Origin of the sequence: Microterricola pindariensis, assembly GCF_002936985.1 — a bacterium.
In the GTDB taxonomy this organism is placed as follows: Bacteria; Actinomycetota; Actinomycetes; order Actinomycetales; family Microbacteriaceae; genus Microterricola; species Microterricola pindariensis.
Genome location: NZ_MPZN01000004.1, coordinates 15,518 through 40,091 on the forward strand (window position 1 = coordinate 15,518; position 24,574 = coordinate 40,091).

A 24,574-nucleotide genomic window follows, 5' to 3' on the forward strand; every position below is an offset into this window, starting at 1 on the left:
TGCGCCCTTAGCACCTCACCGGCACCCCACCGGCGTCTCACCAGCTGGCCGGGTGGCGCCTCTCCCAGTGCACGCGGCGCTCCAGCTGTGCGCCGAGCGCGAGCAGCGTCGCCTCTCCCCCCGGCCGCCCGATCAGCTGCACGCCCATCGGCAGGCCGGCATCCGTCTCGGAGATCGGCAGCACGATCGCGGGCAGCCCGCTCACGTTGAGCATCGACGTGAACGGCGTGTACTGCACCTGCTGGGCGAAGTTGCGCTCGCCGTCGTCGGCGTCGTACCAGCCGATCGGGCGCGGGGTCAGAGCGAGCGCCGGCGTGAGCACGGCGTCGAAGCGTGAGAGCTGGCGGATCAGCGAGCGCTCGTAGCTGGCGAGCGCCTTGAGAGCCTCGGCGAGGGTGCGGGCGCTGAGGGCGCGGCCGCGGTGCATCAGCCAGCGGGTGAGCGGCTCCAGCAGCTCCTCCTGCTCGGGCGTCTCGGCGGGGATGCTTGCGGCCCCGGCCTGCCAAATGGTGCGGAAGGCGGGCGCGTAGGTCTCGTCGGGCTCTAGCGCGGTCTGCTCTATGCCGTGCCCCATGGCCGCGAACGCCGCCACGGCGGCATCCAGCGCCTGCATCGCCTCGGGTGCGATGGTGATCTCGTAGGCGTCATCCCAGGCGGATGTCGTCATCACCCCGAGCTGGAATCGCCCCTCCCCGCGCACCGCCGAGGCGAGGAACGGGCCGTCGCTGCCAGGCGCGCGGAGCGCGAAGTGGTGGTCGGCCGGGTATCCGTTCGGGGCGATCATGGCGTCCAGCAGCAGGGCGGCGTCGGAGACCGTACGGGCGAGCGGCCCCGGCACGGCGAGACCGGCCAGGGAGTCGAGGGCGGCGCCGCCGGGCACCCGCCCGCGGGAGGGCTTCAGCCCGACGAGGCCGCAGGCCGCCGCCGGGATGCGCACGGACCCACCACCGTCGCTGCCGGGGGCGAAGGGCAGCATGCCGGATGCCACGGCGACGGCCGCCCCGCCGCTCGACCCGCCGGAGCCCCGGCTGGTGTCCCACGGGTTCCGCGCGAGCGGGCCCGCCAGACTCTCGGTGTAGCTCGGCAGCCCGAACTCCGGTGTCGCCGTCTTGCCGAGGCTGACGCCGCCGGCCCCGTCCAGGGCCTCGACGATCTCGTCCGAGACCGGGGGCACGAACCCGGTGAAGAGCCGGGAGCCGAAGCCGGTCGGCACGCCCGCGCGCATCTCCAGGTCTTTGTCGGCGAAGGGCAGGCCCCAGATCGGCGCCGGGCCGGGGCCGGATTCCTGTAATTCGGCGGCGCGGCTGCGGGCGGCATCCGCCGTCACGGTGACGAAGGCGCCCAGCTCGGGGTTCAGCCGCTCGATGCGGGCAAGGTAGTGCTCGGTGAGCTCGAGCGGCGAGAAGTCGCCCCTCTGCAGCGCCTGCCACTGGTCGAGTGCGGTGAGATCGTGCAGTTCAGCCATGTCCAGAGCCTATTGCGGATGCCGAGGCGGTGAGCCCGCTCCGCCCACTACTGTTGGTCGCAGCGGGGAGGGGGGGCACTGTGCGACGACTCTTGGATGTCCGCATCACGCGGTGGTATTTCAAGCTCCTGTACGTGGTCGGCGCCTGGCTCCTCGGAATTCCGGTGCCCGCGCTGCTCAACGCACTCCATCTGCCGCCTGCCGCAGTCGATGCAGTGAGCTGGGCTGTTTCACTCGCGAGCGTCCTCCTCGGCGCACGGATCTTCCGCGGCCGCGGGGAGCCGGTCGCGCCCCCTCGACCATGGTGGAAGATGACGGCGCGGCCACGACTCAGCGGCACACTCGGCATCCTCTTCGCCGTGACCCCGGCATCGGCGGCGGCGGTCGCCATCGCCGCGGCGCTCGGCGTGGACGCTGCATTCGGTGCGCTGGACCGCTACACGGACGCCGGACTCTGGACGGGCATTCTCGAGATCACTGCGCTCGCGGCCTTGTACCTCAACTCTGCGGCACGGCTGCGGAGGCTCCCCGCTCTCCCCGCGGAACCGAAGTTCCGAACGCCGAGGGCCCTCCACTAGCTGCCGCTCGGACCCGGGCGGGGACTACTCGACGAGCACGGGCTGGCGTTCGCGCTGGTGCTCCCGCTGGCGCTCGAGGAGGTCGGCCAGTTGGGCGCGGGACTTCGTGGATCTTCGCCAGGGCGTCTCGGCGTCGGTGCGGCCGTTCCGGAGCCAGGGTGGCGGCTTCACGTGCGGGACGCCGTCGATCATCAGGATCCGCCAGCCGCTGGTCTCGATCGTGCGGTGGTGGAACCAGCACAACAGCACCCCGTTGCACGTCTCGGTTTCGCCGCCGTCCCGGTAGGCGATGACGTGGTGGATCTCCGACCACGCCGCCGGAATGCTGCAGCCGGGAATGATGCAGCCGCCGTCGCGGAGGCTGATCGCCCGCCGCTGCGCCGCGTTGAACACCCGGTCGGTGCTGCTCAGGCTGACCAGGCGCCCGTCGTCGCCGATCAGCACGTGCTGCTGCCCGCCGGCGCAGACGAACTGCTCCACGGCTCGCAGCGAGAGTGGCGCCTCGCAGCCCTCAATGAACCCGGACCCGGTTCCCGAGTCCAGGTCGGCCTGCCGCACGGAGACCAGCACGGTCGGGGCGGCCCCGCCCATCGTCGGGGCGTCCGCGCTGCGGGCGGCCCCGTCGATCAGGCTGGCGAAGACGTCGTGCCGGGCCTGCGCGGTGGCGCGCGGGTCTCTCGGGGCGGTCGGGTCGGTGTCGTTGAAGGTGGGCTTCGAGCGCGGGCTCAGGTAGGCGTTCAGCAGCGTCTCGAACTTGGCGTCGATCTCCGGCAGCAGCGCCATCTTGCGGTGCACCAGCCCGTCCCGGGTGAGCCCGCCGCTGATGCCGCGCGCGGCCATCGCCCGCTCCTCGGCCGGGACAGTGCCGTCCTCGTCGAGGACGCTCTCCCAGACGCGGGCCTGGCCGCGGACCTCGTCCGCGGCGAACGGCAGCGCGGACTCGATGGTGGGGCCGGTCGCCGCGGCGACGAGCGCGGTCTCGGCGAGTTCGACGTTGAGGTCGCCGACCCGGGGCCGGATCGGGTCGAGGGTGTCGACGATGGCCAGGGCACTGTCGTAGCCGAGGGTGCCGGACCGGAGTGCTGCGGCAGCTTCGGGGAACGCGGCGGGGAGTGTGTCACCGGTCAGGGCGGAGCGGGCCTTCGTGGCCGCCCCGAGCCGCATCCGTTGCGTGAGGGTGCGCTCGGAAGCGAGCGTCACTCGGGCGAGGAGCTCGACGGCGTTGCGGCAGCCCTTCTTCGCCGAGAGGCGGTCCTCGCCGAGCTCCCGGCGGGAGCGGAACGCGACCTCCCCGGCCGCCCGGATGCGGAGCGCGTCGGCGAGCCGGCCGACGGCTTCGGCCGTCGCGGTGAGCTCGAGCAGGGCGTCGTCGCGCAGCATCCGCTCATCGGAATCGGCGAGGGCGGCGGCGAGGGAGGACTGTGCATCTGCCAGTGCGTCCGTCGCGTTTCCCATGACACCATTTTACGGCGGAAAGCAAGGGTTCGACGAAGAAAATCCCTGATGTGGATAACTTTCCGCGCAGTGTCGGTGGGGTGCGGTAGCGTCGGAAGTGGCGCCGCGTTCGGGCGGGAAACCGGGCTTCGGTCGCTCGTTCCTCGCTCTCTCAGCCGACGCGGGGAGAGGAACGTGGAAGGCGGACGCGCGAGACGCGCGCCGACCGGAGGGAGATCCGGCGGGGCTTGACAAAAGCACGGCTAGCTAGTTGGTTAGTTACATGAGTAACGAACCAGCGGGGCGAATGCGCAGAGGGGGACGATCGTGATCACCGACGAACGACCAATCTTCATGCAGATCGCCGAGCGCGTCGAGAACGACATCATCGACGGCGCGCTGCCCGAGGAGGGCCAGGTTCCCTCGACGAACGAGTTCGCCGCGTTCTACCGCATCAACCCGGCCACCGCCCTCAAAGGCGTCAACCTACTCGTCGACGACGGCATCCTCTACAAGAAGCGGGGCATCGGCATGTTCGTCAGCAGCGGGGCCCGCGAGCGGCTCGTCTCCAAGCGGCGCGATCGCTTCGTGCACGAGTACCTGCACCCGCTGCTCGCCGAGGCGGCCAAGCTCGGCATCTCCCCCACTCAGCTCGGCGAGCTCCTCCGCGACGAGGCCTCCGCCACGGCATCCGCAGCAACACCGACATCCGCCTCCCGGAAGGAGCAGCTCTCATGACCGACACCTCCGCTGTCGTCTCCGTCACCGCGCTGAGCAAGCGCTTCGGCTCCGTCACCGCGGTCGACTCCGTCGACTTCGAGGTGCGCGAGAACACCATCTACGGCCTGCTCGGCCGCAACGGCGCGGGCAAGACGACACTCATGCAGCTGCTCACCGGGCAGGACTTCGCCAGCTCCGGCAGCATCAACGTGTTCGGCGCGAGCCCGGTCGAGAACCCGGACGTGCTCTCCCAGATCTGCTTCATCAAGGAGAGCCAGAAGTACCCGGACGAGTTCCGCGCCAAGCACGTCTTCAAGAGCGCCCCGTGGTTCTTCACCAACTGGGATGCCGCCTTCGCGGAGGAGCTGATCGAGGAGTTCAACGTTCCCCTCAACCGCCCGATCAAGAAGCTCTCCCGCGGCCAGCTCTCGGCGGTCGGCGTCATCGTCGGGCTCGCCTCCCGGGCGCCGCTCACCTTCTTCGACGAGCCCTACCTCGGCCTCGACGCCGTCGCCCGGCAGATCTTCTACGACCGCCTGCTGGCCGACTACTCCGAGCACCCGCGCACCGTCATCCTCTCCACCCACCTGATCGACGAGGTGAGCAACCTCCTCGAGCACGTGCTCGTCATCGACCAGGGCCGCATCATCATCGACGAGGAGGCGGACGCCCTGCGCGGCTCGGCCACCACCGTCGCCGGCACCCGCGCCGCGGTCGAGCGGTTCACCGCCGGCCGGACGCTGCTGCACAGCGAGAGCATCGGCGGGCTGGCATCCGTCACGATTCAGGGCCAGCTGAGCGCATTCGAACGGGCGGATGCCGCCGACTCCGGCCTCGAGCTGTTGCCCGTCTCCCTGCAGCAGCTGATCGTGCGCAGCACGAACACCTCCACCCATGACTTCCAGGCCTCGGCCTGAGCGCCGGAAAGGACATCCCATGACCCGCATCTGGAACGTCGTGCGCCTGCACCTCGTGAACCGCATGGCCTACGTCACGCTGCCCTGGATCATCCTCGGCTCCGCCTTCCTCATCACCATCGCCATCTGGATGATCCTGCGCTCCGTCGGCGTCACCAGCGGCTTCGACGGGTCGGCGAGCAGCCCGCAGTTCAGCGGCGCGCTGCTCTCGATCCTCATCTACCTGCTCGTGGCCGCCGTGATGGCCATCAACCTCACCTTCCCGTTCGCGCTCGGCTTCAGCGTGACGCGGCGCGAGTTCTACCTCGGCACCGCGCTCACCTTCGGCCTGGTCTCGGCCGCCAACGCCGTGGTGCTCACCGTTCTCGCCTCGATCGAGCAGGCCACGAACGGCTGGGGCCTGAACGGGCGGCTGTTCACCGTTCCGTGGGGCGGCGGGGGCACACCCATCGAGCACTGGTTCGGCTTCTTCGCACTGCAACTGCTGTTCAGCTTCGCGGGCGCCGCGATCGCCACGATCTACATGCGCTGGCGCATCAACGGCATGGTCGTGTTCTGGGTGGTCGGCGGAGCCGCCCTCGTCGGTCTGTTCGCCCTGATCGCGTACACGAACAGCTGGGCGGCAATCGGCTCGTGGATGACCGCCAACGGCACGACCGGGATGGCCGCGTGGTCGCTGCTCGTCTCCGCGCTGGCCGGGCTCGCCGGCTACGCGATGCTGCGCCGGGCGACGCCGAAGAACTAAGAGGGTGCCAGAATGCGGGCATGGACAACGACACCGTGCTCGCGCTGTACCCGCTGCTTCTCCCCGCCATCGGCTTCTGCATCGGGCTGTTGCTGCTCTACGGCGTGATCAGGGTCGCGGTCGCGCGGGGGCTGCGCGACCACTACAGGTGGGTCGAGCGCAGGCGCCAGAACTCCCGCGAGCACGTCGGACTCGCCGCCGAGGCCGTGCCGCCGCGCTTCTAGCCTTCGTCGGCGGGCCCGGCGTCGAGGTCGGACTCGCCGGCGAGTTCGGGCCAGAGCTCCGCCTCGATCTCGCTCAGCAACGCGTGGAAGCCGTAGGGCGCCTCGGCGAGCACGCGGCGCCCGGCGATCGGCCCGGCCCAATGCCAGCTTTGGGCGACGTTCACGATCTCGTACTCGAGCCGGGTGCCCGGTGCCGCGGCATCCGCACCCGCCTCAGTGCCGGCATCGGTGCCAGCATCCGCCGGCTCCGCCATCACCCGGTACTCGCCGCGATACCACCAGCCGCCCTGCTGCACGATCTCGTGCCCGGCGGCGTCGACCGTGACGCCGGGCGCGGCTCTCATCTTCTGCTGGATCGCCGAGAAGACGGCATCCGGAGCGGCATCCAGGTGCCCGGCGAAGGAGCGCAGCACGGTGTGGCGCGGGGGGCGGCCGGTCGGAAGCGCGGGGTGGGACTGAGACGAGGGCATCCCCCGATCCTAGTTTCCGAGGCCATGGCACCGGTGCGTGCCGATGGCCTAGTATCGCGATATGAGCGAACTCGGCGCTGCCCACAGGCTTGACCCCCGCCACCGCGCGTGGCTGCGGATCGGCGTGGTGCTCGCCGCGCTGCTCGTGCTCGCGGGCGTGGTGCTGCTGCTCCTGCCGACCGAGCAGACCACCGTCGGCTGGTTCGCCTATGCCCCGCTCCCCGAGACGGTGTTCGTGCCGGATGCCGGCGTGCTCCTGTCCCCGCGCGCGGTGCTCGGCCTGGTGCTCGCGACACTCGGCGCGCTCGCCCTGGCCGCCTGGGGCGGCTGGGCCTTCGCCCGGCGCGGCCTGGCGCGCAGCTAGTCCGGCCAGAGCAGCAGCAGCAGCCAGCCGCCGGGAAAAGCAGGAGGAGAGCACTGCGGCCCCGGCGGGCAGGCTCCGCGGCGCTCTCCTCCTGTTTTTTCGACGCGATCACGGTCGTGCGGGGCCCCGAGGTCTAGCCTGAAACCATGACTCGTTTCGTCTTCAACCCGATGGGCACGACGGTGCTCATCACCGGCGCGAGCAGCGGTCTCGGCGCCGCGTTCGCCCGGGAGTTCGCCTCCCGCGGCGCCGACCTCGTGCTGGTGGCCAGACGGCTGGAACGCCTGGAGGCCCTCGCCGTCGACCTCGCCGAGCGCTTCGGCACGGTCTCGACCGTCATCCCGCTCGACCTGACCGCCCCGGATGCGGTGAACACCCTCGTCGCCGACCTCCGCCAGCGTGACATCCAGGTCGCCACCCTCGTCAACAACGCCGGCTTCGGCAGCTACGGGCGCTTCGGCGCGCTCGAGCAGCAGCGGCTGCACAACGAGGTGCAGCTGAATGTGCTCGCGCTCACCCAGCTCACCCGGGCGCTCTGGCCGGAGCTGCTGCGGCATGCCCGCACCGCGCCGGCCACGGGCGCGCTGATCAACGTGGCGAGCACGGCCGCGTTCCAGCCGGTGCCGTTCATGTCGGTGTATGCGGCGACGAAGGCCTACGTGCTGAGCTTCTCTGAGGGACTCTGGTCCGAGGCGAAGGGCACCGGGCTCAAGGTGCTCGCGCTCTGCCCTGGCCCGACCGCCACCGAGTTCAAACAGGTTGCCGGCAGCGAGGGCGTCTCGTTCGGCGCCCCGCAGAGCGCCGCCGACGTGATCGAGACGGCGTTCCGCGCCCTCGACCGGCGCTCGACGCCACCGCGGGTGGTCAGCGGCCTGGGCAACGCGTTCTCGGCGCGGGCCGTTCGCCTGGTTCCGCAGCGCTCGCTCCTGACGACGCTCGGCCGGGTGACGAACCCGGGGCGACGGGCGGCGCGGTAGACGCGGCGCGCTAGCCGCGGCGCGCTAGCCGAGCGAGAGCTGCATCATGACGATGCCGAGCCAGCGCTCGAACTTGTAGCCGACGCGGCCCATCCGTCCGGTCTCCCGGAAGCCGAACTCCCGGTGCAGCGCGAGGGACGCCTCCGCGCCCTGGTCGGCGATGACGGCGACCATCTCCTTGAGGCCGGCATCCGCCGAGCGCTCGATGAGGTCGGCCAACAGCACCCGTCCGAGGCCCTTGCCCGTGGCGGCCGGGCCCAGGTAGATCGAGTTCTCCACGGTGAAGCGGTAGGCGCGCTTCTGCTTCCACGGCGCGACCAGCGCGTAGCCGAGGATCTGCTCCGTCGGCGAGATCGCGACGACGAACGGCATCCCGAGCTTCTGCAGGTAGGCGAACTTATCGCGCCACTCGGCCAGCGTCATGGCGTCCTCGTCGAAGGTGACCGTCGAGTTCGCCACGTAGTAGTTGTAAATCTCGCGGACGGCAGGCATGTCCGCTTCGACAGCCTCACGCAGGGTGAAGTCGAACGGCGCCTCCGGCGGCTCTGGCTTGCGCAGGCGGCGCGGCAGCGTGCGGCGCGGCTGGTATTCCTCTTCAAGCATGACGCCAGCGTAAACGAGCAGTATTAACGGAAGATTTCGAGCGTCTGCTGCTCGCTGGCAGGGCTTCCGCCGAGCGACCAATCGATCGCCTCCGCGCCCTGCTCGAGCAGCAGCGCGTTGGCCCGGCTGAACGGCCGGGAGCCGAAGAATCCGCGGCGGGCCGACAGCGGGCTCGGGTGCGCAGAGGCGATCACGGGGATGCCGCCGAGCACCGGTTCCAGCGCCTGCGCGTCGTTGCCCCAGAGGATGGCGACGAGCGGTTGCCCCGGCGAGCGCGCGGCGAGCGCCCGGATCAGCTGTTCGGTCACCGCCTCCCAGCCCTGCCTCCGGTGCGAGCCGGCCTCGCCGGGGCGCACGGTGAGCACCCGGTTCAGCAGCAGCACGCCCTGCTCGGCCCAGGCGCCGAGGTCGCCGTGCTCCGGCGTCGGGATGCCGAGGTCGCCCCGCAGCTCGGTGTAGATGTTGGCGAGGCTGCGCGGCAGCGGCCGCACGTGCGGCGCGACAGAGAAGGCGAGGCCCATGCTGTGCCCGGGCGTCGGGTACGGGTCCTGCCCGACGATCAGCACCCGCACGCTCTGTGGGTCGACGCGCAGCGCCCGCAGCACGGCATCCGGGGCCGGCAGGTAACCGGGCTCCCCCGCGAGAAAGCGCTCGAGCCCGGCCAATTCCTCGGCGACGGGCTCGAGCGCGCTCAGCCATCCCTCGTGCACCGCGGAGCGATCGAAGGTGACGGCCACGGGTCTAGACGGAGACGGGCGGCAGCGCCGACCAGGGGAAGACGATCCAGCCGGCCGTCTTGCGGTAGTAGAAGTTGGGCTCCAGCACCGTGTGCGGCTTGGTGTACAGCGTGGCGGTGCGCACCTCCGCGCCGTTCTCGGCCAGGATGCCGAGCACCTTGACCAGGGTGTGACCGGAGTCGGAGACGTCGTCGACGAGCAGCACGCGCTTGCCGGCGAGGGCCGGCGCGTCCAGCATCGGCGCGGCGAGCATCGGCTCGGGCAGGCGCTCGTTCACGCCGGTGTAGAACTCGACGTTGATCGAGCCACAGTTCTTGGTGCCGAGCGCGTACGAGATGGCGCCGGCCAGCAGCAGTCCGCCGCGTGCGACGGCGATGACCACCTCGGGCACGAAGCCGCTCTTCAGCACATCCTCGGCCAGACCGCGCGAGGCGTCGGCGAAATCGGACCATTCGAGAATCTCTTTCTCGATGGTGGTGTTGGATCCTGCGGAGTCGTCTGCATCAAAGGCCATGGAGTAAGGGTAATCGCACTTTCCTGCGCACAATCTTGTGGTGCAGCCCGGATGCCGCAGGCAGTAGCATCCGAGAATGACATCTGCAGCGACGGCGCGACGCGGCGCCCGCACCGCCGCGGGGGTGACGGCGGCCATCATCGGCTGGCTGTTCCTCGTGGAGATCACCAGTGGAATCCTGCAGGGGTACTACGTGCCGCTGATCCCCGACCTGGTCGATCACCTCGGCATCCACGACGCCGACTTCAACTGGTTCGAGGCCGCCCAGCTGCTGCTCTCCGCGCTCGTCGTGCCGATCCTCGCCAAGCTCGGCGACATGTACGGGCACAAGCGCATCCTGCTCGCCTCCACCGTGTTGACCGCCGCGGCCAGCTGGTGGCTCGCCTTCGCCGGCGACTTCTGGAGCTTCCTCGCAGCGTGGGCGTTGCAGGGCTTCTACGTCGTCTGGCTGCCACTGGAGGTGGCGCTGATCTTCGACAGGGGCCGCCGCTCCGGGCGCGGCCCGTCGCAGACGCGGCGCGCCGCCGGGCTGCTCGTCGTCGCGCTGGAGGCGGGTGCGATCATCGGCGCACTCAGCGCCGGCCGCGTGTTCGCCGCGCTCGGCGAGGACGTCACCCTCACCCTGTTCGTGCCGGCGATCGCCGTCACCCTCGTGTTCTTCGCCATCCTGTTCGGCGTGCCGGAGTCCGAGCCGGGCACCGAGAAGCGCTCGCTCGACGTCGTCGGCTTCTCGCTGCTCACGATCGGCCTGCTGCTGATCACCTCGGGTCTCACCTTCATGCGGATCAACGGCCCGGAGACGCTCTGGGTCTGGGCGCTCATCGCCGTCGGCGTGCTCGCCTTCTGGCCGTTCGGCAAGTGGGAGCTCAAGCAGGCAGACCCGGCCATCGACCTGCGCGTGATGCGCCAGCCGACCATGTGGCCGGTGCTGCTGACCGCCGGCCTCATCGGCATCAGCCTGCTCGGCGCGCAGGCGCCGCTGGCCACCTATGCGGGCACCGACACCGCCAACGGCTACGGACTCGGCCTGGACGCCTCCGACATCTCCACGCTCATCGGCGTCTACCTCATCTCGATGATCGTCGGCGCGCTGCTCTTCCCGCTCGTCTCCAAGCGGTTCAGCCCACGGGTCGCCCTCATCGCCGCCGCATTCCTCGTCGCCATCGGGTACCTGTTGTTCATCCCGTTCCACCTCGAGGTGTGGCAGGTGTTCCTCAACATGTGCATCGCCGGCATCGGCTCCGGAGCGCTCGTCGGCGCGCTGCCCGCGGCCGCCGCGGCCGCCGCCCCGCAGGGGCAGACCGGCGTCGCATCCGCCCTCACCAACACGACGAAGACCATCGGCGGCTCGTTCGCGTCCGCCGTCTTCGGCGTCGTGCTGCTGGCGGGGGCCGCCTCGGCTGTCACCTCGACGGCGGCCAGCCTGGCCGGCTACATGGTGGTCTGGGCGGTCTGCGGCCTCGGCGCACTCGCCGCCGCCGTGTTGCTGTTCTTCGTGCCGAAGCTGGCATTCGCCGACCCGGATGCCGCGGCGTCTTCGACCGGCGCAAGCAGCCCAGAGGGCGAACCCGTCCCCCTCCCGCTGGTCGAGTAGGCCCGCCAGAGCCGTATCGAGACCAGACAAGCACCGGTGACGGTTTCGCGGGATTCCTTGGAATCGGCTGCCGCCTTTCGCGACGCTGCGCGTCGCGCCCGCCGCCCTGCGCCAGTTCGTCGGGCTCCGCGCCACACAATGTGGCGCGCAACCGCACCAAGTGGCGCTGGCCAGGAGTCGGCAGGCTCAGCCGCGGGGGCGCAGCTCGCCCTTGGCGACGAGGTGCGGCGCCGACTGGGCGACCGGCTTGACCACGATCAGGTCGAGGTCCACGTGCGCCGGCCGGCCGAGCGCGTGCACGATCGTCTCGGCCACGTCGTCGGCGCTGAGCGGGTTCGGCACCTCGGCGTAGACGGCATCTGCCCTGGCCTGGTCGCCGCCGAAGCGCACCAGCGAGAACTCCTCGGTGTGCACCATGCCGGGGGCGATCTCGATCACCCGGATCGGCTCCCCGTTCAACTCCAGCCGCAGCACAGCCGTCAGGGCGTGCGCGGCGAACTTCGCCGCGTTGTAGCCGCCGCCGCCCACGTAGGCCACGTGCCCGGCGATCGAGGTGACGGTGACGATGTCGGCGCCGCCGCCCTCCGCGCGCACGGTGTCCCGCAGCAGCGGCAGCAGGGTGCTGACCACGCGCTTGACGGCAATGACGTTCACCTCGAACATCCACTGCCAGTCGGCGGCATCCGAGCCCTCGACGCTGTCGAGACCCTTCGCGCCGCCGGCGTTGTTCACCACGGCGTGCAACGGCCCGGTCTCGGCCAGGTGGGCGGCGAGGGCATCGACATCGGCCTGCTGGGTGAGGTCGGCGACGACGTAGCTCGCCCCCGTCTCCGCGGCGAGCGCCGCCAGGCGGTCCTCGCGTCGGGCCACCCCGACGACGTCCCAGCCCGCCGCGCGCAGCTGGCGCACGGTCGCCGCCCCGATCCCCGAACTCGCACCCGTCACCACTGCACGCCTCGTGCCACCACGCTTCATCGTCATTCCCCCATTCTGCCGCCCCCTGCCGAACTGCACAGAACCGAACTGCACAGAACCGAACTACGCAGACTCGAACCGCGCAGACCCGAGCTGGGCAGCGCAGGCGGGAGAGGGGAGAATGGGAGGCGATGACCTCCTCCACCACAGCCAAGGCCAAACGCCGCGTCCCGCTCTGGGACAACGCCCGCTGGATCGCCATCACCCTGATGGTGATCGGCCACGGCATTCTCAAACTGATCTCCGAATCGGATGCCGCCTACGCGGTGTACCTGTTCATCTACGCCTTCCACGTACCGATCTTCGTGACGGTGAGCGGCTACTTCGCAAAGTCGGCGACGCCGAACGGGCGCCAGATGAAGCGAATCATCACCGACATCCTGCTGCCCTACCTGATCTTCGAGACGATCTGGACGGTGATCCACTGGCTGGCCGGCGGCGCGTTCAAGCTCGACTACTCCAGCGCCAGCTGGACCCTGTGGTTCCTGCTCGCCCTCGCCGTCTGGCGGGTCGCCCTGCCCTACCTGGTGCTGCTGCGCTGGCCGCTGGCGATCGCCATCATCGGATCGATCGGGGTCGGCTACGTCGGCAACGTCGACTCCCTGTTCGCCCTCTCCCGCACGCTTGGGCTGTTCCCCTTCTTCGTGCTCGGCTGGAGCCTGCGCCAGTGGCAGGTGACCGGCCGCTGGCTGACCATGCGGCCCGCCGTGCTCTGGCGCTGGCGCGCGGGCGCCATCGCCCTGTTCGCGCTGCTCGCCGTGGTCTGCTGGGTGGGCGTCGACACCTGGCGGGATCTCAAGCTCCGCCGCTTCCTGCTCTACGACGAGTCGTACGCGGCCATCGGCTACCCGGAGTGGTGGGCCGGCGGCATCCGACTCGGCTTCATGCTGCTCGCCTTCGCCCTGGTCTTCGCCTTCCTGATGCTGATGCCGCGCCGCACCACCTGGTTCACCGGGCTGGGCGCCGCCACCATGTACATCTACCTGCTGCACTCCTTCGTGCTCTACCCGATCCGGGAGAGCGGGGTGCTGGCCGGCCCGCAGCCGTGGTGGGTGCTGCCCGGCATGATCGTGTTCTGCATCGCCCTGTCGGTCGTGCTCTCGATGCCGTTCATCCGGCGCGTGTTCCGGCCCCTCGTCGAGCCCCGGGCCGAGTGGTTGTTCCGGCGCTCGGAGGGCACGGCGACGGGCACGATCGTGCTGCCGAGGGGCGACAACCGCTAGGCCGGGCCGGCGCACTGTTACACCCGAATCCCTAGTGTTACGACGAGTTGCAGCCTCCATTGCTGCGCACAGGGCTCAGGCTTAGGCTCACACTCGAGCGGTGGATGGTCCGCACGCTCTATAGGAGACAAACCCTCATGAGCGACAACACAAGCAACTGGAAGTTCGAAACCAAGCAGGTCCACTCCGGTGCCCGCCCGGACCCGGTGACCAACGCCAGGGCCACCCCGATCTACCAGACCACCTCGTACGTGTTCAACAACTCCGACCACGCGAAGAACCTCTTCGCCCTGGCCGAGTTCGGCAACATCTACACCCGCATCCAGAACCCGACGCAGGATGTCGTCGAGCAGCGGCTCACCGCCCTCGAGGGCGGAACCGGCGCGCTGCTGCTCTCCTCCGGCCAGTCCGCGGCGACCATCGCCGTGCTGAACATCGCCGAGGCCGGCGACCACATCGTCTCGTCGAGCTCCATCTACGGCGGCACCTACAACCTGTTCAAGTACACGCTGGCCAAGCTCGGCATCGAGACCACCTTCGTCGAGAACCAGGACGACGCCGACGAGTGGCGCCGGGCTGTGCGCCCCAACACGAAGCTGTTCTTCGCGGAGACCATCGGCAACCCGAAGATCAACATCCTCGACATCGCCCTCGTCGCCGATGTCGCCCACGAGGGCGGCGTGCCGCTGATCGTGGACAACACCATCGCCACCCCGTACCTGATCCGCCCGTTCGAGCACGGCGCCGACATCATCATCCACTCCGCCACCAAGTTCCTCGGCGGCCACGGCACCGTCATTGGCGGCATCATCGTCGACGGCGGCAGCTTCGAGTGGTCCAAGAACGTCGAGCGCTTCCCCGGCCTGACCGTGCCAGACCCCAGCTACCACGGCGCCAGCTACACGGCCGCCGTCGGCGACGGCCTGGCCTACATCATCAAGGCCCGCGTGCAGCTGCTGCGCGACCTCGGAGCGGCCATCGCCCCGGCGAGCGCCTGGCAGCTGATCCAGGGCATCGAGACGCTGTCGCTGCGCATCGAGCGCCACGTGCAGAACGCCCAGGACGTCGCCGAGTGGCTCGACAACCACCCCGACGTGGCCTCGGTCAACTACTCGGGCCTGCCCTCCAGCCCCTGGTACGGCGCCGCCAACAAGTACGCCCCCAAGGGCGTCGGCGCGGTGCTCTCCTTCGAGCTCAAGGGCGGCGTCGACGCCGGCCGTGCCCTCGTCGACAGCCTCACGCTGTTCAGCCACCTCGCCAACATCGGCGACGTGCGCTCGCTCGTGATCCACCCGGCGTCCACCACCCACTCGCAGCTCTCGCCCGAGGCGCAGCTCTCCGCCGGCGTCACGCCCGGCCTGGTGCGCCTCTCGCTCGGCATCGAGAACATCGCCGACATCCTGGCCGACCTCGAGACCGGCTTCGCGGCCGCCCGCGCCGTCACCGACGCGGCCAACGCCAACGCCTAAACACCCCTGAAGAGCCGCCCGGGCTTGTTCAGCTGCGACACCGCAGCTGTAACAATGCCCGGGCTGCTCTGTTTCCACGCCACAATTGAGTCATGGATTGGCAGACTTCGGCGGATGTCGCGCCCTCGAGCTTCATCACGGAAGCCCAGGCGCGCACGCTGCTCGGCAAGGCGCCCGCAACGGGGGCCTGGCGCGAGGGAGACCCCGTCGGCAACCGCCGCTTCGTCGGCATCGGCGCCCGGCAGTTCGAGGCCGGCGGCACGCTTCCCTACGCCCGGATGGCGTACGAGAGCTGGGGCGTGCTGAACGAGGCGGCCGACAACGCCGTGCTCGTGCTGCACGCGCTCACCGGCGACAGCCACGTGGTCGGCGACTCCGGCCCCGGGCATGCCACCGCCGGCTGGTGGGGCGGCATCGTCGGCCCGGGCAAGGCCGTCGACACCGACCGCTGGTTCGTGGTCGCCCCCAACATGCTGGGCGGATGCCAGGGCTCCACCGGCCCGGCCTCGCTCGCCCCGGACGGCAGCGAGTGGGGCACCCGCTTCCCGTTCCTGACCATCCGCGACCAGGTCGACGCCCAGGTCTCCCTCGCCGACGCCCTCGGCATCGACCGCTGGGCCGCCGTCATCGGCGGCTCGATGGGCGGCATGCACGCCATCGAGTGGGCTGTCGGGCGGCCGGAGCGCGTCGAGCGGCTGGCCGTGCTCGCCGCTCCCCCGGTGACGACGGCCGACCAGATCGCGCTGAACTCGGTGCAGATCGAGGCCGTGCGCACCGACCCGCTGTTCCAGGGCGGCGAGTACTACGACGCCGTCGCCGGCGAGGGCCCGACCCGCGGCCTCGCCCTGGCCCGGCGGATGGCCATGCTCAACTACCGCAGCCACAGCGAGCTCAACGAGCGCTTCGACCGCAGCTGGCAGAGCGGCATCAGCCCGCTGGGCGACGGCGGCCGCTTCGCCGTCGAGTCCTACCTCGACTTCCACGGCAACAAGTTCACCCGCCGCTTCGATGCCAACAGCTACATCACCCTCGTCGAGGCGATGAACTCGCACGACATCGGCCGCGGCCGCGGCGGCATCCAGGCGGCGCTGGCCAGGGTCACCGCGACCAGCCTCGTGCTCGGCATCGACAGCGACCGGCTGTTCCCGCTGGACGGCCAGCAGGTGATCGCCGCAGGCCTGTCCGGCAACATCGACGGCGACGTCCCCGTCGAGCTCGTCTCTGAGTACGGCCACGACGGCTTCCTGATCGAGACGGAGTTCGTCGCACAGCAGCTGCTGCGCCTCCTGCGGCCGGAGCAAGCCGCAGGATAGTCTGGGGGACGACCCCCGTCCCCTCCACCGGCAGGATCCATGCAGCGCATTCTGAAAGAGCGTGACCGGCTGCTGCGCCGGACCGTGCGGTATTCCGGTCTGGCCTCCTGCTTCCTTGCCGCCGTGTGCATCGTGCTGCCCGGAGGGGTGGCGCCGCTGACGCTGATCTCGACGCTCGCCCTCGTGGCGATCACAGCGATCGCACACTACTTCATTGGCGAGCGGGGCGCCCCGCTCTGGATGGCGATCTGCCTGATCGCCGGCAACTTCGCGATCCTGCTGCTCGGCGTGGACCCCGGGGCGGTCCGCGATGCGGGCGAGGCGCTCGATCCGGCGCTCAACCACGACCCCAGCGTGGCGGCCGTCGCGGCGATCGCGGTGATCGGCTCCGGGGTGCTCGGGGCGCTGGCGCTCATGGCGACGATGAGCCGTTCCCGGCTGCTGCTGATCGCCGTCGGCTTCGCGTTGACCTGTCTCAGCGTCACCGTGGCATCCGCCCCGCGCGCGTTGCCCGGCTCGACCCCGCTGCTGCTCACCATCGCGGCGTGGGCGGCCATCGGCACGGCGGGCTGGTGGATCGCCCAGAGCGTTCCGCGGGTGATGCAGCGCATCGCCAGCATCGGCCGTGCCCACCGCGCGGAGCGGCTGGCCAGCGAGGCGGAGGCGCAGCGGCGCCAGGATGCTCGGCTGCTGCACGACACCGTGCTGGCCACCCTCACCCTGCTCGCGCACTCCGGGGTCGGGGTGAGCGCGGACGCGCTGCGGCACCAGGCGGCCAACGACGCGAAGCTGCTGCGGCAGCTTCGCCTCGGCGGGGTGCCCACCCCGCTCCGCTCCGGAACCTACAACCTCCAGCCCGTCGCCGAGTCGGCGCTCGGCAACACCCTCGAGTCGGTCAAGCAGCGCTTCGGCCGGATGGGCCTCGACGTCAAGTGGCACGGCAGCGGCCAGATCCTGCTGCCCAGCGCGGTGCTGGACGCCTTCCTCGGCGCCCTCGGCGAGTGCCTCGAGAATGTGCGCAGGCACGCCCAGGTCAGCGAGGCCGACGTCACCATCACCGACGACGAGCACACGCTGCGCGCCATGGTCACCGACGCCGGCGTCGGGTTCAACCTCGGCGACGTCGACCCGGCCCGGCTCGGCTTCGCCGAATCCGTCGTCGGCCGGCTCCGCGAGGTCGGCGGCAACGCCCGACTGTTCTCCTCCCCCGGCTCGGGCACCACCGTCGTCTTGGAGGTACCCAAGCACGACGAGGTGTTCGGCCACGACGAGGCGGCCGGGTACGACGAGCCGTACGGGCACGAGCGGCAGTTCGGCGGTGAGCGATGAGCAAGGCACGAGCGGGTTCCGGCATCGAGGAGAACACCCTCGGTGTGATCGTCGGGCGTGAGCGCAGGCAGCGCGAGCCGCAGCGCACCTTCCGGCGCTCCGAGCGCACCGTTTCCACCACCCGGGCCAACCAGCGCGGCCTCGGCGGGCGCGACCTGGCCGGCGGCATGATCGCCGGCAGTCTGGTCATGGCCCTGTTCCTGGTCTGGCGCACGATCGAGCAGTGGACCTCCTACCCGACGCCCACGCTCGCCATCTCCGCCTGGCTGCTGTTGCTCGTGACGGTGGCCGGCGCGCTCCTCGGCGTCCTGCTCCGCGGTGGCACCATGCCCACCTGGCTGTTCGCGCTGACCCTCGTCGGGCTGGCCGGCGTCGTGACGCTCGATCTCAGCGCCGTCGCCGCCGCCGACGGCCTGAGCGTCTACCCGACCGCCGCCCTCGCCGCCGGCGTCATGATGACGCCCCTGGTCAGCGTGCGCGAGACCCGGGAGGTGATGGCCGCCACGGTCGCGCTCGGCGCGGTACTTCTCGTCGCCGCGCTCGTCCAGGAGCGCAGCAGTCCGCTCACCCTCGGCCCCGAGCTGGTGGCGATCGCGATCGCCGTCTGGCTGCCCTTCATCGCGATCTCGGTGGTGCGCGCCTTCCGCCGGATGGTGCAGCTGGAGCTGGACCTCGTGCTGGTGCAGAGCACCGTCGACGCCCCGCGCCTGGCCGTGGGCATGCTGGCCTCCGAGGAGCTCGTGCGCCTCGACTTCGACGCCGAGCGGTTGCTCGACGACGTGGCAGAGGGCAGGACGGCGCTGCCGCTGCATCCGGATGCCGCCGGCGCCGCCTCGCAGCTGGCCACCCAACTGCGCCTGCACCTGGTGGAGGGGCGCAAGAAGACCTGGCTGCACAACGCCATTACCGAGTCGGAGTTCCTGGCACCCGCCGTCTCGCTGGACGACCCGGGGAGCCTGGCCGGTCTGCTCTCCCCCGCGCAGCGCGACGCCATGCTGACGGCGGTCTGGCTGCTGGTGAGCGACTCCAAACGACACGACGTGATGCTGCACATCGACATCGGCCCGCGCGCCCCGTCAACGGCCGGTTCGCCCAGAAAGATCCGGTTTCCGGTATTTCTTCATGCGACCGGTGTGCCACGGCGCAGGGTAGACGCCGCGGCATGGGAAGCTATCTCTAACGTTGGCCCGCATTCGGAATACACGCGCAAGGGAGACCTGCACGTGGAGATGGAGTGCATGGTCGACAACCCGGTGGATGCGTAGGGTATCAGGGGCATCGGAACGTGCATGTGCACAAGGAGGAATGCGTGGGAAACCAGGCTCATAAAATTCGCTTGGCCGTCGTCGACGACCACAAGATGCTGCTTGGCGCCCTGACCGAGTGGATCAGGGGTGCGGCGACCGACATTGATCTCGTCATCGCCGCGACGACCTGGCCGGAACTGCTCTCGCACCCGCAGTTCCCCGTCGACGTCGTGCTGCTCGACCTGGACCTCAAGGACAACATCCCGATCTCCCTGAAGATCTCCACCCTCAAGACCACCGGTGTGAAGACGGTGCTGATGAGCACCTACTCCGAGCCCACCGTCGTGCGCGAGGCCCTGGCCGCCGGCGCCCTCGGCTACCTGGTGAAGACCGAGGAAGCCGACATGATCGTCGAGGCGATCCGCGCCGCCCACAAGGGCGAGTCCTACATCTCCGAGGAGCTCGACCTGGCCCTGACCGCGGGGGGCCGCGGCGACACGCCCCGGTTGAGCGCGCAGGAGCGCCGCGTCATGGCCCTCTACGGTGCGGGCGAGCCGGTGAAGGCCGTCGCCTTCCAGCTCGGCATCTCCGAGGAGACGGCGAAGTCATACCTCAAGCGCATCCGCGAGAAGTACCGGGTGGCCGGTTTCGACGTGGGCACCAAGGTGGCCCTCCGCAAGCGCGCCATCCAGGACGGAATCCTGCTGCAGACCGACTAGGCGCAGCCGCCCGTCAACGCAGGAAACCCCGGGGATCCCGGGGTTTCCTGCGTTAACGGGCGTCGTGTCAGCGGGCGCGGACAACCTGAACCAGGTCGGTGCCGTAGCCGAGCGCCTCGCCGCGGCCGCGCCGCTTGCCGTCCCAGCTGAAGCTGACCAGCGCGATCAGCAGGCCGAGCACGCTGAGACCGAGCCCGATCCAGACCGGCGCGACGTAGCCGAGGCCGGCCGCGATCGCCAGGCCGCCGAGCAGGGCGCCGAGCGCGTTGCCGATGTTCAGCGCCGAGTGGTTGAGCGCGGCCGCGATCGACTGGCTGTCGCGGGCGACGTCCATCAGGCGGGTCTGGATGGTCGGCGAGAGCGCGGCCGCGGCCGCACCCACCAGGAAGATGAAGACCAGCAGGCCGACGACGTTCTCGGCCGTCAGGGCCAGGCCGACGAGCGCCACCAGCATCACCGCGAAGAAGCCGTACATGCTGCGCCGCACGCTCTTGTCTGCCGCCCACCCGCCGAGGAAGTTGCCCGCGGTCATGCCGAGGCCGATCACGACGAGCACGGCAGGCACGGCCGCCTCGCCGAGCCCGGTCACCTCGGTGACGAGCGGTGCCACGTAGCTGTAGACGGCGAACAGGCCGCCGAAGCCGATCGCGCCGATGCCGAGCGCGAACCAGACCTGCGCCCGGCCGAACGCCTTCAGCTCGTTGCGGATCGTCGCTGTGCGGTCACCCGGCTGCAGTGGCACCGACACCAGCACGGCGAGGAAGGTGAGCGCGAAGATCGCCGCGACGGCGATGTAGGCGACCCGCCAGCCCTGCACCTGGCCGAGCCAGGTGATGGCCGGCACGCCGATCACGTTGGAGACGGTGAGGCCGGAGAGCACGAGCGCCACGCCGCGGGCGCGCTTGCCCGGGCCCATCAGGCTGGCCGCGACGAGGGAGGCGATGCCGAAGTACGCCCCGTGCGGCAGCGCAGCGACGAAGCGGGCGACGAGCACGAGCTCGAAGCTCGGCAGCAGGGCGGATGCCACGGTGCCCAGCGTGAACGCGGTCAGCAGCACCAGCAGTAGCTGCTTGCGCGGCCAGCGGGCGGCGGCGGCCGCGATCGTGGGCGCACCGACGACGACGCCGAGCGCGTAGGCGCTGATCAGCCAGCCCGCCTGCGCGTTGGCCGCGGCCGGGTCGGCGGCGGCGAGGCCGGGCAGCAGGTCGGCGGCGAGGTTGGGCAGCAGGCCCATCGCGACGAATTCCGTCGCCCCGATTCCGAACCCGCCCAGGGCGAGGGCGAGCAGGGCGAAGCGGACTCGCGCGGGCGAGAGGGCGGGGATCTGTTCGGTCACTGCGCAATTCTACGACCGAATCGAATCGATTCGATGCACGCGTGACCCTGCGCGACATCTGCGCCGCGCGGCGGGCGCCTACTCGGCCGTTGCCCCGCGCTCGAGCGCCGCCTCGAGGCGCTGCACCTTGCCCTCGATCTCGCCGCTGTAGCCGGGGCGGATATCGGCCTTCAGCACGAGCGACACCCGCGAGCCGTAGGCGGCGACGGCATCCGTTGCCGCCTTGACGACGGCGAACACCTCGTCCCACTCCCCCTCGATCTCGGTGAACATGGAACCGGTGTGGTTCGGCAGCCCGGACTCGCGGACGATGCGCACGGCGGCGGCGACCGCGTCGTGCACCGAGCCGTCGGCCTGGCCGGTTCCGCTGGGGGCGACGGAGAATGCGACGAGCATGAGTGATCCTTAGGGGTTGAGCGCGCGGCGGTTGTGTGAGCTGGGGTTGAGTGCGCGGCGGTCTGGAGCGGATGCCGGAGCGCGCCCGGCACGGTGGACGGCGCGCACCGCCCAGCCGAGCAGCACGACCTCGAGCAGGTTGCGCAGCGTGATGACGAGCACCATCCACGGCTCGGCGGCCAGCAGTGCGCCGTACAGATAAGGGTAGATCAGCTGGGTGAGCCCGGCGAAGGCGAACGCAAGCACGGCCGGCGTGAGCCACTGCCTCCCCCGATAGACCAGCCCCAGGATGACGGGCGCCGCCAGCCAGGTCATGAACTGCGGCGAGCCCACCTTGTTGAACACGATGAACACCAGCACGAGGGCCAGGGCGAGCGGCGGCAGCAGCTGCACGACGTGCGCCCCCGCGCGCTGCCGCAGCACGCCGAGCAGCACGACGGATGCCGCGGCGAGCGCCATCAGCGGGGTCGCCAGTGTGCCGGCCAGCGCGGTGCCTTCGCCGAGCAGTTGGTAGGTGAGGATGTCGAAGTCGTAGTAGATGCCGGTGCCCGCAGCGCCGAGGGCCGTGAGCCACAGCCAGGGGGTGCCGATCGGCGCCTCGATCTGCAGCCCGCGCCCGGTCTGCTCGCCGACGAAGCCGAGCACATACGCCCCTCCGCCGAGGATCACGCTGACCAGGACGACGACCGCGCTGACGCCGAGGGCGCTCTGCACCACCCGGGCGCGCGAGCGCGCGACGACGAACAGGGCGGCGACCAGGGCGGCCGGCCACACCTTCACCCAGGCCCCCACGGTGAGCAGCGCCACCCCCAGCGCCGGGCGTCCGGCGGCCAACAGCAGCCCGACGATGGCCAACGGAACGGTGACGGCGTCGATGCGCGCGAGCGCGATCGGGCCGAGCAGGAGCAGGAAGGCCAGCCACCACCAGGCGGCGGTGAGCCGCCAGGGCGGCCGCGCGCGGCGGGCGCGCAGCCCGCCGGTGAGCACGGCGAACGCGGCCGCGTTCAGGGCGACGACGAGCCCCAGCCAGGTCTGCGCGTACAGCTCGGGGCCGAGCAGGTTCGCCAGCGCCATCGGCGGGTAGGCGAGGATCGGGTACACCCAGGGCAGGTCGATGCCCACTTGGCTGCCCCCGCCGGCGGCCTCCCCCACCCAGACCTTGTAGACGCCCTCGACATCGCCGAGCGGCCAGCCGGGCGCGTGCAGGCAGAGCAGCACGAGCACCGTGTGCACGAGTGCGAAGGCCGCCCAGAGGGCCAGCGGATGCCGCGGCAGCCGCCTGGAGGGCCGAGCCCGCGGCGCGGGGAGCGCGTCCCCGGCGAGCGGCGCGGACGGCTCTGGCATGCTGGCCATGCTACCGGCGCATGTCGGAATGCGTCGGCCCGGCTGGCCTCAGCGCGCATTCGCGCCAGAATGGGGGTACCCGCACATGTCTGGAGCCACCATGCCATCACGCCTCGCCCGCACCCTGTCGATCCTTGCCGCCTCGGCGACGATGCTCGCGCTCAGCGCGTGCGCGGCCGACGCCTCGGCCTCCGACACCCCGGGTTCCCCGTACGTGACGGAGGGCAGCTTCACGGTGGCCACCGGCGAGCCGGCCTACTTCCCCTGGGTGCTCGACGACGCCCCGGAGACGGGCCAGGGCTTCGAGGCCGCCGTCGCCTACGCCGTCGCGGAGGAGCTCGGCTTCGCCGCGGAGGACGTCGTCTGGGTGCGCAGCACCTTCGACCAGGCGATCGCGCCCGGGCCGAAGGACTTCGACATCAACCTGCAGCAGTTCTCCATCACCCCGGAGCGCGCGCAGGCGGTCGACTTCTCCAGCCCGTACTACGCGACCACGCAGGCCGTCATCACCGTTCCCGGCTCCCCCGCGGAGGGCGCGAGCTCCATCGCCGAGCTCAAGGGCCTCCTGATCGGCGCGCAGACCGGCACCACCAGCTTCCAGGCCGTCGAGAGCGCGATCGCCCCCGACAAGGGCGCGCAGGCCTTCAACACCAACGACGACGCGAAGCTCGCCCTGCAGAACGGCATCGTCGACGCCATCGTCGTCGACCTGCCCACCGCGTTCTACCTGACCGGCGTCGAGCTCGAGGGCGGGTCGATCATCGGCCAGCTGCCCGAGGCCGCGGGAACCGGCGACGAGTTCGGCCTGGTGCTGGCCAAGGACAGCCCGCTGACCGCGAAGGTCACGGCGGCCGTCGACGCGCTGCGCGAGAACGGCACCCTCGACGCCCTGGCGGACGAGTGGCTGGCCGCCGGCGCCTCCGCACCCGTGCTGAAGTAGCCGCCCGGGCAGAGCGTGGCGGGTCCCGGCCCGGCATCCGATAGCTTGATGCAGTGAGAACGACGTGACGAACAGCGCACCGGCCCTGCGGGTCCCGAGTGAGATCGAGCTGGACCGACGGCTCTACCGGCGGCGCCAGAACGGCAAGTCGGTCGCCATCGCCCTCGTCAGCACCCTGGTCTTCGCGGCGCTGGTCTGGCTGCTCGTCGTCAACACGCCCGGCTGGACCGCCGTGCAACAGAGCTTCTTCAACCTCGACGTCGCCATCTCGGCGTTCCCGCGCGTCATCGAGGGCCTCTGGCTGAACATCCGGGTGCTGTTCTTCGCGTCCATCGGCGTGCTCATCGTGAGCCTCCTGCTCGCGGTGATCCGCACCCTGCGCGGCCCCGTCTTCTTCCCGCTGCGCGCGCTCGCGACCGGCTACACCGACCTCTTCCGCGGCGTGCCGCTGCTCATCGTGCTCTACCTCGTCGGCTACGGGGTGCCGGGCCTCGGCCTGTTCCCGCGCATGCCCGCCGAGTTCTGGGGCACCGTCGCGCTGATCCTCACCTACTCCGCCTACGTTTCCGAGGTGTTTCGGGCCGGCATCGAGGCCGTGCACCCCTCCCAGCGCCTCGCGGCCCGCGCCCTCGGCCTCAGCCACGCCCAGACCATGCGCAAGGTCGTGCTGCCGCAGGCGGTGCGCAAGGTGACGCCGGCCCTGATGAACGACTTCGTCGCCATGCAGAAGGATGTCGGCCTCATCTCGGTGATCGGCGCCATCGACGCGGTGCGCGCCGCCCAGATCGAGACGGCCGCCAGCTACAATTTCACGCCCTATGTGCTGGCCGGCCTGCTCTTCGTGCTGCTGGCCTGGCCCACGATCCGGCTGACCGACTGGTACTCGGCCAGGATGCGCCGCCGCGAACAGATGGGAAGCATCGTATGAGTTCCCCCGACGC

At 70.6% G+C, this 24,574-nt stretch carries 26 protein-coding genes; 16 read left to right on the top strand and 10 right to left on the bottom strand.

All coding sequences use genetic code 11. From position 1 onward, the window contains the following. Window positions 1–37: 37 nt before the first annotated feature. On the bottom strand, window positions 38–1,465 hold the full coding sequence (locus GY24_RS02055) for an amidase (RefSeq protein WP_104474152.1): 1,428 nt from the start codon (window positions 1,463–1,465) through the stop codon (window positions 38–40). A 92-nt stretch (window positions 1,466–1,557) separates the two neighbouring features. On the opposite strand from GY24_RS02055, the gene GY24_RS17405 reads away from it, so the two are divergent. After that, window positions 1,558–2,043 carry a hypothetical protein gene (locus GY24_RS17405; protein ID WP_133161086.1) on the top strand — a complete coding sequence of 162 codons (486 nt, stop codon included), beginning with the start codon at window positions 1,558–1,560 and terminating at the stop codon, window positions 2,041–2,043. A gap of 24 nt (window positions 2,044–2,067) precedes the next feature. Here the strand turns inward: GY24_RS17405 and GY24_RS02065 are convergent, their stop codons facing one another. Then, on the bottom strand, window positions 2,068–3,498 hold the full coding sequence (locus tag GY24_RS02065; RefSeq protein ID WP_104474154.1) for an HNH endonuclease signature motif containing protein: 1,431 nt from the start codon (window positions 3,496–3,498) through the stop codon (window positions 2,068–2,070). A 306-nt stretch (window positions 3,499–3,804) separates the two neighbouring features. Here GY24_RS02065 and GY24_RS02070 point away from each other — a divergent pair, with 306 nt between their 5' ends. The 4 genes from GY24_RS02070 to GY24_RS02085 are packed head-to-tail and all read left to right on the top strand — an operon-like array spanning window position 3,805 to window position 6,083. Continuing rightward, entirely contained in the window at window positions 3,805–4,215 is a 411-nt protein-coding gene (locus GY24_RS02070; protein WP_104474155.1) for a GntR family transcriptional regulator, read from the top strand. Next, window positions 4,212–5,114: an ABC transporter ATP-binding protein gene (locus GY24_RS02075; protein ID WP_104474156.1), complete on the top strand. Its 903-nt coding sequence runs from the start codon at window positions 4,212–4,214 to the stop codon at window positions 5,112–5,114. The genes GY24_RS02070 and GY24_RS02075 overlap by 4 nt, the downstream gene beginning before the upstream one ends. 19 nt (window positions 5,115–5,133) lie before the next feature. Next, entirely contained in the window at window positions 5,134–5,859 is a 726-nt protein-coding gene (locus tag GY24_RS02080; RefSeq protein ID WP_104474157.1) for an ABC transporter permease, read from the top strand. 20 nt (window positions 5,860–5,879) lie between these two features. Then, window positions 5,880–6,083 (top strand): hypothetical protein, encoded by a 204-nt coding sequence (locus GY24_RS02085; RefSeq protein WP_104474158.1) that lies wholly within the window; start codon window positions 5,880–5,882, stop codon window positions 6,081–6,083. On the opposite strand, the gene GY24_RS02090 is transcribed toward GY24_RS02085, so the two are convergent. Then, window positions 6,080–6,553 (bottom strand): hypothetical protein, encoded by a 474-nt coding sequence (locus GY24_RS02090; protein WP_104474159.1) that lies wholly within the window; start codon window positions 6,551–6,553, stop codon window positions 6,080–6,082. The genes GY24_RS02085 and GY24_RS02090 overlap by 4 nt on opposite strands. A gap of 61 nt (window positions 6,554–6,614) precedes the next feature. On the opposite strand from GY24_RS02090, the gene GY24_RS02095 reads away from it, so the two are divergent. Further along, entirely contained in the window at window positions 6,615–6,917 is a 303-nt protein-coding gene (locus tag GY24_RS02095) for a hypothetical protein (protein ID WP_104474160.1), read from the top strand. Between the two features lie 146 nt (window positions 6,918–7,063). Continuing rightward, window positions 7,064–7,894, top strand: coding sequence for an SDR family NAD(P)-dependent oxidoreductase (locus tag GY24_RS02100; protein WP_233279146.1), 831 nt, complete (start codon window positions 7,064–7,066; stop codon window positions 7,892–7,894). 24 nt (window positions 7,895–7,918) lie between these two features. Here GY24_RS02100 and GY24_RS02105 read toward each other — a convergent pair whose 3' ends face one another. Genes GY24_RS02105 through GY24_RS02115 form a run of 3 tightly spaced genes read right to left on the bottom strand, consistent with a single transcriptional unit; the run spans window position 7,919 to window position 9,748 of the window. Beyond that, window positions 7,919–8,497, bottom strand: a complete 579-nt coding sequence (locus GY24_RS02105) for a GNAT family N-acetyltransferase (protein ID WP_104474161.1) — start codon at window positions 8,495–8,497, stop codon at window positions 7,919–7,921. Window positions 8,498–8,520: 23 nt separating this feature from the next. After that, on the bottom strand, window positions 8,521–9,234 hold the full coding sequence (locus tag GY24_RS02110; RefSeq protein ID WP_104474162.1) for a uracil-DNA glycosylase: 714 nt from the start codon (window positions 9,232–9,234) through the stop codon (window positions 8,521–8,523). Window positions 9,235–9,238: 4 nt separating this feature from the next. Next, on the bottom strand, window positions 9,239–9,748 hold the full coding sequence (locus GY24_RS02115) for a phosphoribosyltransferase (protein ID WP_083363287.1): 510 nt from the start codon (window positions 9,746–9,748) through the stop codon (window positions 9,239–9,241). Between the two features lie 76 nt (window positions 9,749–9,824). Between GY24_RS02115 and GY24_RS02120 the strand changes: the two genes are divergently transcribed. Then, window positions 9,825–11,342, top strand: a complete 1,518-nt coding sequence (locus GY24_RS02120; RefSeq protein ID WP_104474163.1) for an MFS transporter — start codon at window positions 9,825–9,827, stop codon at window positions 11,340–11,342. A gap of 186 nt (window positions 11,343–11,528) precedes the next feature. On the opposite strand, the gene GY24_RS02125 is transcribed toward GY24_RS02120, so the two are convergent. Beyond that, window positions 11,529–12,323 carry an SDR family oxidoreductase gene (locus tag GY24_RS02125; RefSeq protein ID WP_233279147.1) on the bottom strand — a complete coding sequence of 265 codons (795 nt, stop codon included), beginning with the start codon at window positions 12,321–12,323 and terminating at the stop codon, window positions 11,529–11,531. Window positions 12,324–12,448: 125 nt separating this feature from the next. On the opposite strand from GY24_RS02125, the gene GY24_RS02130 reads away from it, so the two are divergent. From GY24_RS02130 to GY24_RS02155, 6 genes are all read left to right on the top strand, one after another. Then, the gene (locus GY24_RS02130) at window positions 12,449–13,540 is read left to right on the top strand and encodes an acyltransferase family protein (protein ID WP_104474164.1); all 1,092 of its coding nucleotides are present in this window, start codon (window positions 12,449–12,451) and stop codon (window positions 13,538–13,540) included. A 137-nt stretch (window positions 13,541–13,677) separates the two neighbouring features. Next, window positions 13,678–15,009: a bifunctional o-acetylhomoserine/o-acetylserine sulfhydrylase gene (locus GY24_RS02135; RefSeq protein ID WP_104474165.1), complete on the top strand. Its 1,332-nt coding sequence runs from the start codon at window positions 13,678–13,680 to the stop codon at window positions 15,007–15,009. 92 nt (window positions 15,010–15,101) lie between these two features. Then, window positions 15,102–16,322 carry a homoserine O-acetyltransferase MetX gene (gene metX, locus GY24_RS02140; protein ID WP_104474166.1) on the top strand — a complete coding sequence of 407 codons (1,221 nt, stop codon included), beginning with the start codon at window positions 15,102–15,104 and terminating at the stop codon, window positions 16,320–16,322. 39 nt (window positions 16,323–16,361) lie between these two features. After that, a complete protein-coding gene (locus GY24_RS02145) occupies window positions 16,362–17,651 on the top strand; it encodes a sensor histidine kinase (protein ID WP_233279148.1) in 1,290 nt (429 codons plus the stop codon). After that, a complete protein-coding gene (locus GY24_RS02150) occupies window positions 17,648–18,916 on the top strand; it encodes a hypothetical protein (protein ID WP_104474167.1) in 1,269 nt (422 codons plus the stop codon). Before GY24_RS02145 ends, GY24_RS02150 begins: the two co-directional genes overlap by 4 nt. A 44-nt stretch (window positions 18,917–18,960) precedes the next feature. Beyond that, on the top strand, window positions 18,961–19,617 hold the full coding sequence (locus GY24_RS02155; protein WP_267892601.1) for a response regulator transcription factor: 657 nt from the start codon (window positions 18,961–18,963) through the stop codon (window positions 19,615–19,617). A 67-nt stretch (window positions 19,618–19,684) separates the two neighbouring features. Here the strand turns inward: GY24_RS02155 and GY24_RS02160 are convergent, their stop codons facing one another. From GY24_RS02160 to GY24_RS02170, 3 genes are all read right to left on the bottom strand, one after another. Then, window positions 19,685–20,953, bottom strand: a complete 1,269-nt coding sequence (locus GY24_RS02160) for an MFS transporter (protein WP_233279149.1) — start codon at window positions 20,951–20,953, stop codon at window positions 19,685–19,687. A 78-nt stretch (window positions 20,954–21,031) separates the two neighbouring features. Next, complete coding sequence (locus GY24_RS02165; protein WP_083363280.1) at window positions 21,032–21,349, bottom strand: thiamine-binding protein; 318 nt, start codon at window positions 21,347–21,349, stop codon at window positions 21,032–21,034. Window positions 21,350–21,358: 9 nt separating this feature from the next. After that, complete coding sequence (locus GY24_RS02170) at window positions 21,359–22,693, bottom strand: glycosyltransferase 87 family protein (RefSeq protein WP_104474228.1); 1,335 nt, start codon at window positions 22,691–22,693, stop codon at window positions 21,359–21,361. Between the two features lie 100 nt (window positions 22,694–22,793). On the opposite strand from GY24_RS02170, the gene GY24_RS02175 reads away from it, so the two are divergent. Beyond that, window positions 22,794–23,633, top strand: coding sequence for an ABC transporter substrate-binding protein (locus tag GY24_RS02175; RefSeq protein WP_104474168.1), 840 nt, complete (start codon window positions 22,794–22,796; stop codon window positions 23,631–23,633). A gap of 64 nt (window positions 23,634–23,697) precedes the next feature. After that, complete coding sequence (locus GY24_RS02180) at window positions 23,698–24,561, top strand: amino acid ABC transporter permease (protein ID WP_104474169.1); 864 nt, start codon at window positions 23,698–23,700, stop codon at window positions 24,559–24,561. The last annotated feature ends 13 nt before the right edge of the window (window positions 24,562–24,574 follow it).

Coding starts and splice junctions, on each gene's coding strand:
- GY24_RS02055 (WP_104474152.1), bottom strand. CDS start 1,465: ATGGCTGAACTGCACGATCTCACCGCACTCGACCAGTGGCAGGCGCTG.
- GY24_RS02065 (WP_104474154.1), bottom strand. CDS start 3,498: ATGGGAAACGCGACGGACGCACTGGCAGATGCACAGTCCTCCCTCGCC.
- GY24_RS02075 (WP_104474156.1), top strand. CDS start 4,212: ATGACCGACACCTCCGCTGTCGTCTCCGTCACCGCGCTGAGCAAGCGC.
- GY24_RS02080 (WP_104474157.1), top strand. CDS start 5,134: ATGACCCGCATCTGGAACGTCGTGCGCCTGCACCTCGTGAACCGCATG.
- GY24_RS02085 (WP_104474158.1), top strand. CDS start 5,880: ATGGACAACGACACCGTGCTCGCGCTGTACCCGCTGCTTCTCCCCGCC.
- GY24_RS02090 (WP_104474159.1), bottom strand. CDS start 6,553: ATGCCCTCGTCTCAGTCCCACCCCGCGCTTCCGACCGGCCGCCCCCCG.
- GY24_RS02095 (WP_104474160.1), top strand. CDS start 6,615: ATGAGCGAACTCGGCGCTGCCCACAGGCTTGACCCCCGCCACCGCGCG.
- GY24_RS02100 (WP_233279146.1), top strand. CDS start 7,064: ATGACTCGTTTCGTCTTCAACCCGATGGGCACGACGGTGCTCATCACC.
- GY24_RS02105 (WP_104474161.1), bottom strand. CDS start 8,497: ATGCTTGAAGAGGAATACCAGCCGCGCCGCACGCTGCCGCGCCGCCTG.
- GY24_RS02115 (WP_083363287.1), bottom strand. CDS start 9,748: ATGGCCTTTGATGCAGACGACTCCGCAGGATCCAACACCACCATCGAG.
- GY24_RS02120 (WP_104474163.1), top strand. CDS start 9,825: ATGACATCTGCAGCGACGGCGCGACGCGGCGCCCGCACCGCCGCGGGG.
- GY24_RS02125 (WP_233279147.1), bottom strand. CDS start 12,323: ATGACGATGAAGCGTGGTGGCACGAGGCGTGCAGTGGTGACGGGTGCG.
- GY24_RS02130 (WP_104474164.1), top strand. CDS start 12,449: ATGACCTCCTCCACCACAGCCAAGGCCAAACGCCGCGTCCCGCTCTGG.
- GY24_RS02135 (WP_104474165.1), top strand. CDS start 13,678: ATGAGCGACAACACAAGCAACTGGAAGTTCGAAACCAAGCAGGTCCAC.
- metX (WP_104474166.1), top strand. CDS start 15,102: ATGGATTGGCAGACTTCGGCGGATGTCGCGCCCTCGAGCTTCATCACG.
- GY24_RS02145 (WP_233279148.1), top strand. CDS start 16,362: ATGCAGCGCATTCTGAAAGAGCGTGACCGGCTGCTGCGCCGGACCGTG.
- GY24_RS02150 (WP_104474167.1), top strand. CDS start 17,648: ATGAGCAAGGCACGAGCGGGTTCCGGCATCGAGGAGAACACCCTCGGT.
- GY24_RS02165 (WP_083363280.1), bottom strand. CDS start 21,349: ATGCTCGTCGCATTCTCCGTCGCCCCCAGCGGAACCGGCCAGGCCGAC.
- GY24_RS02170 (WP_104474228.1), bottom strand. CDS start 22,693: ATGCCAGAGCCGTCCGCGCCGCTCGCCGGGGACGCGCTCCCCGCGCCG.
- GY24_RS02175 (WP_104474168.1), top strand. CDS start 22,794: ATGCCATCACGCCTCGCCCGCACCCTGTCGATCCTTGCCGCCTCGGCG.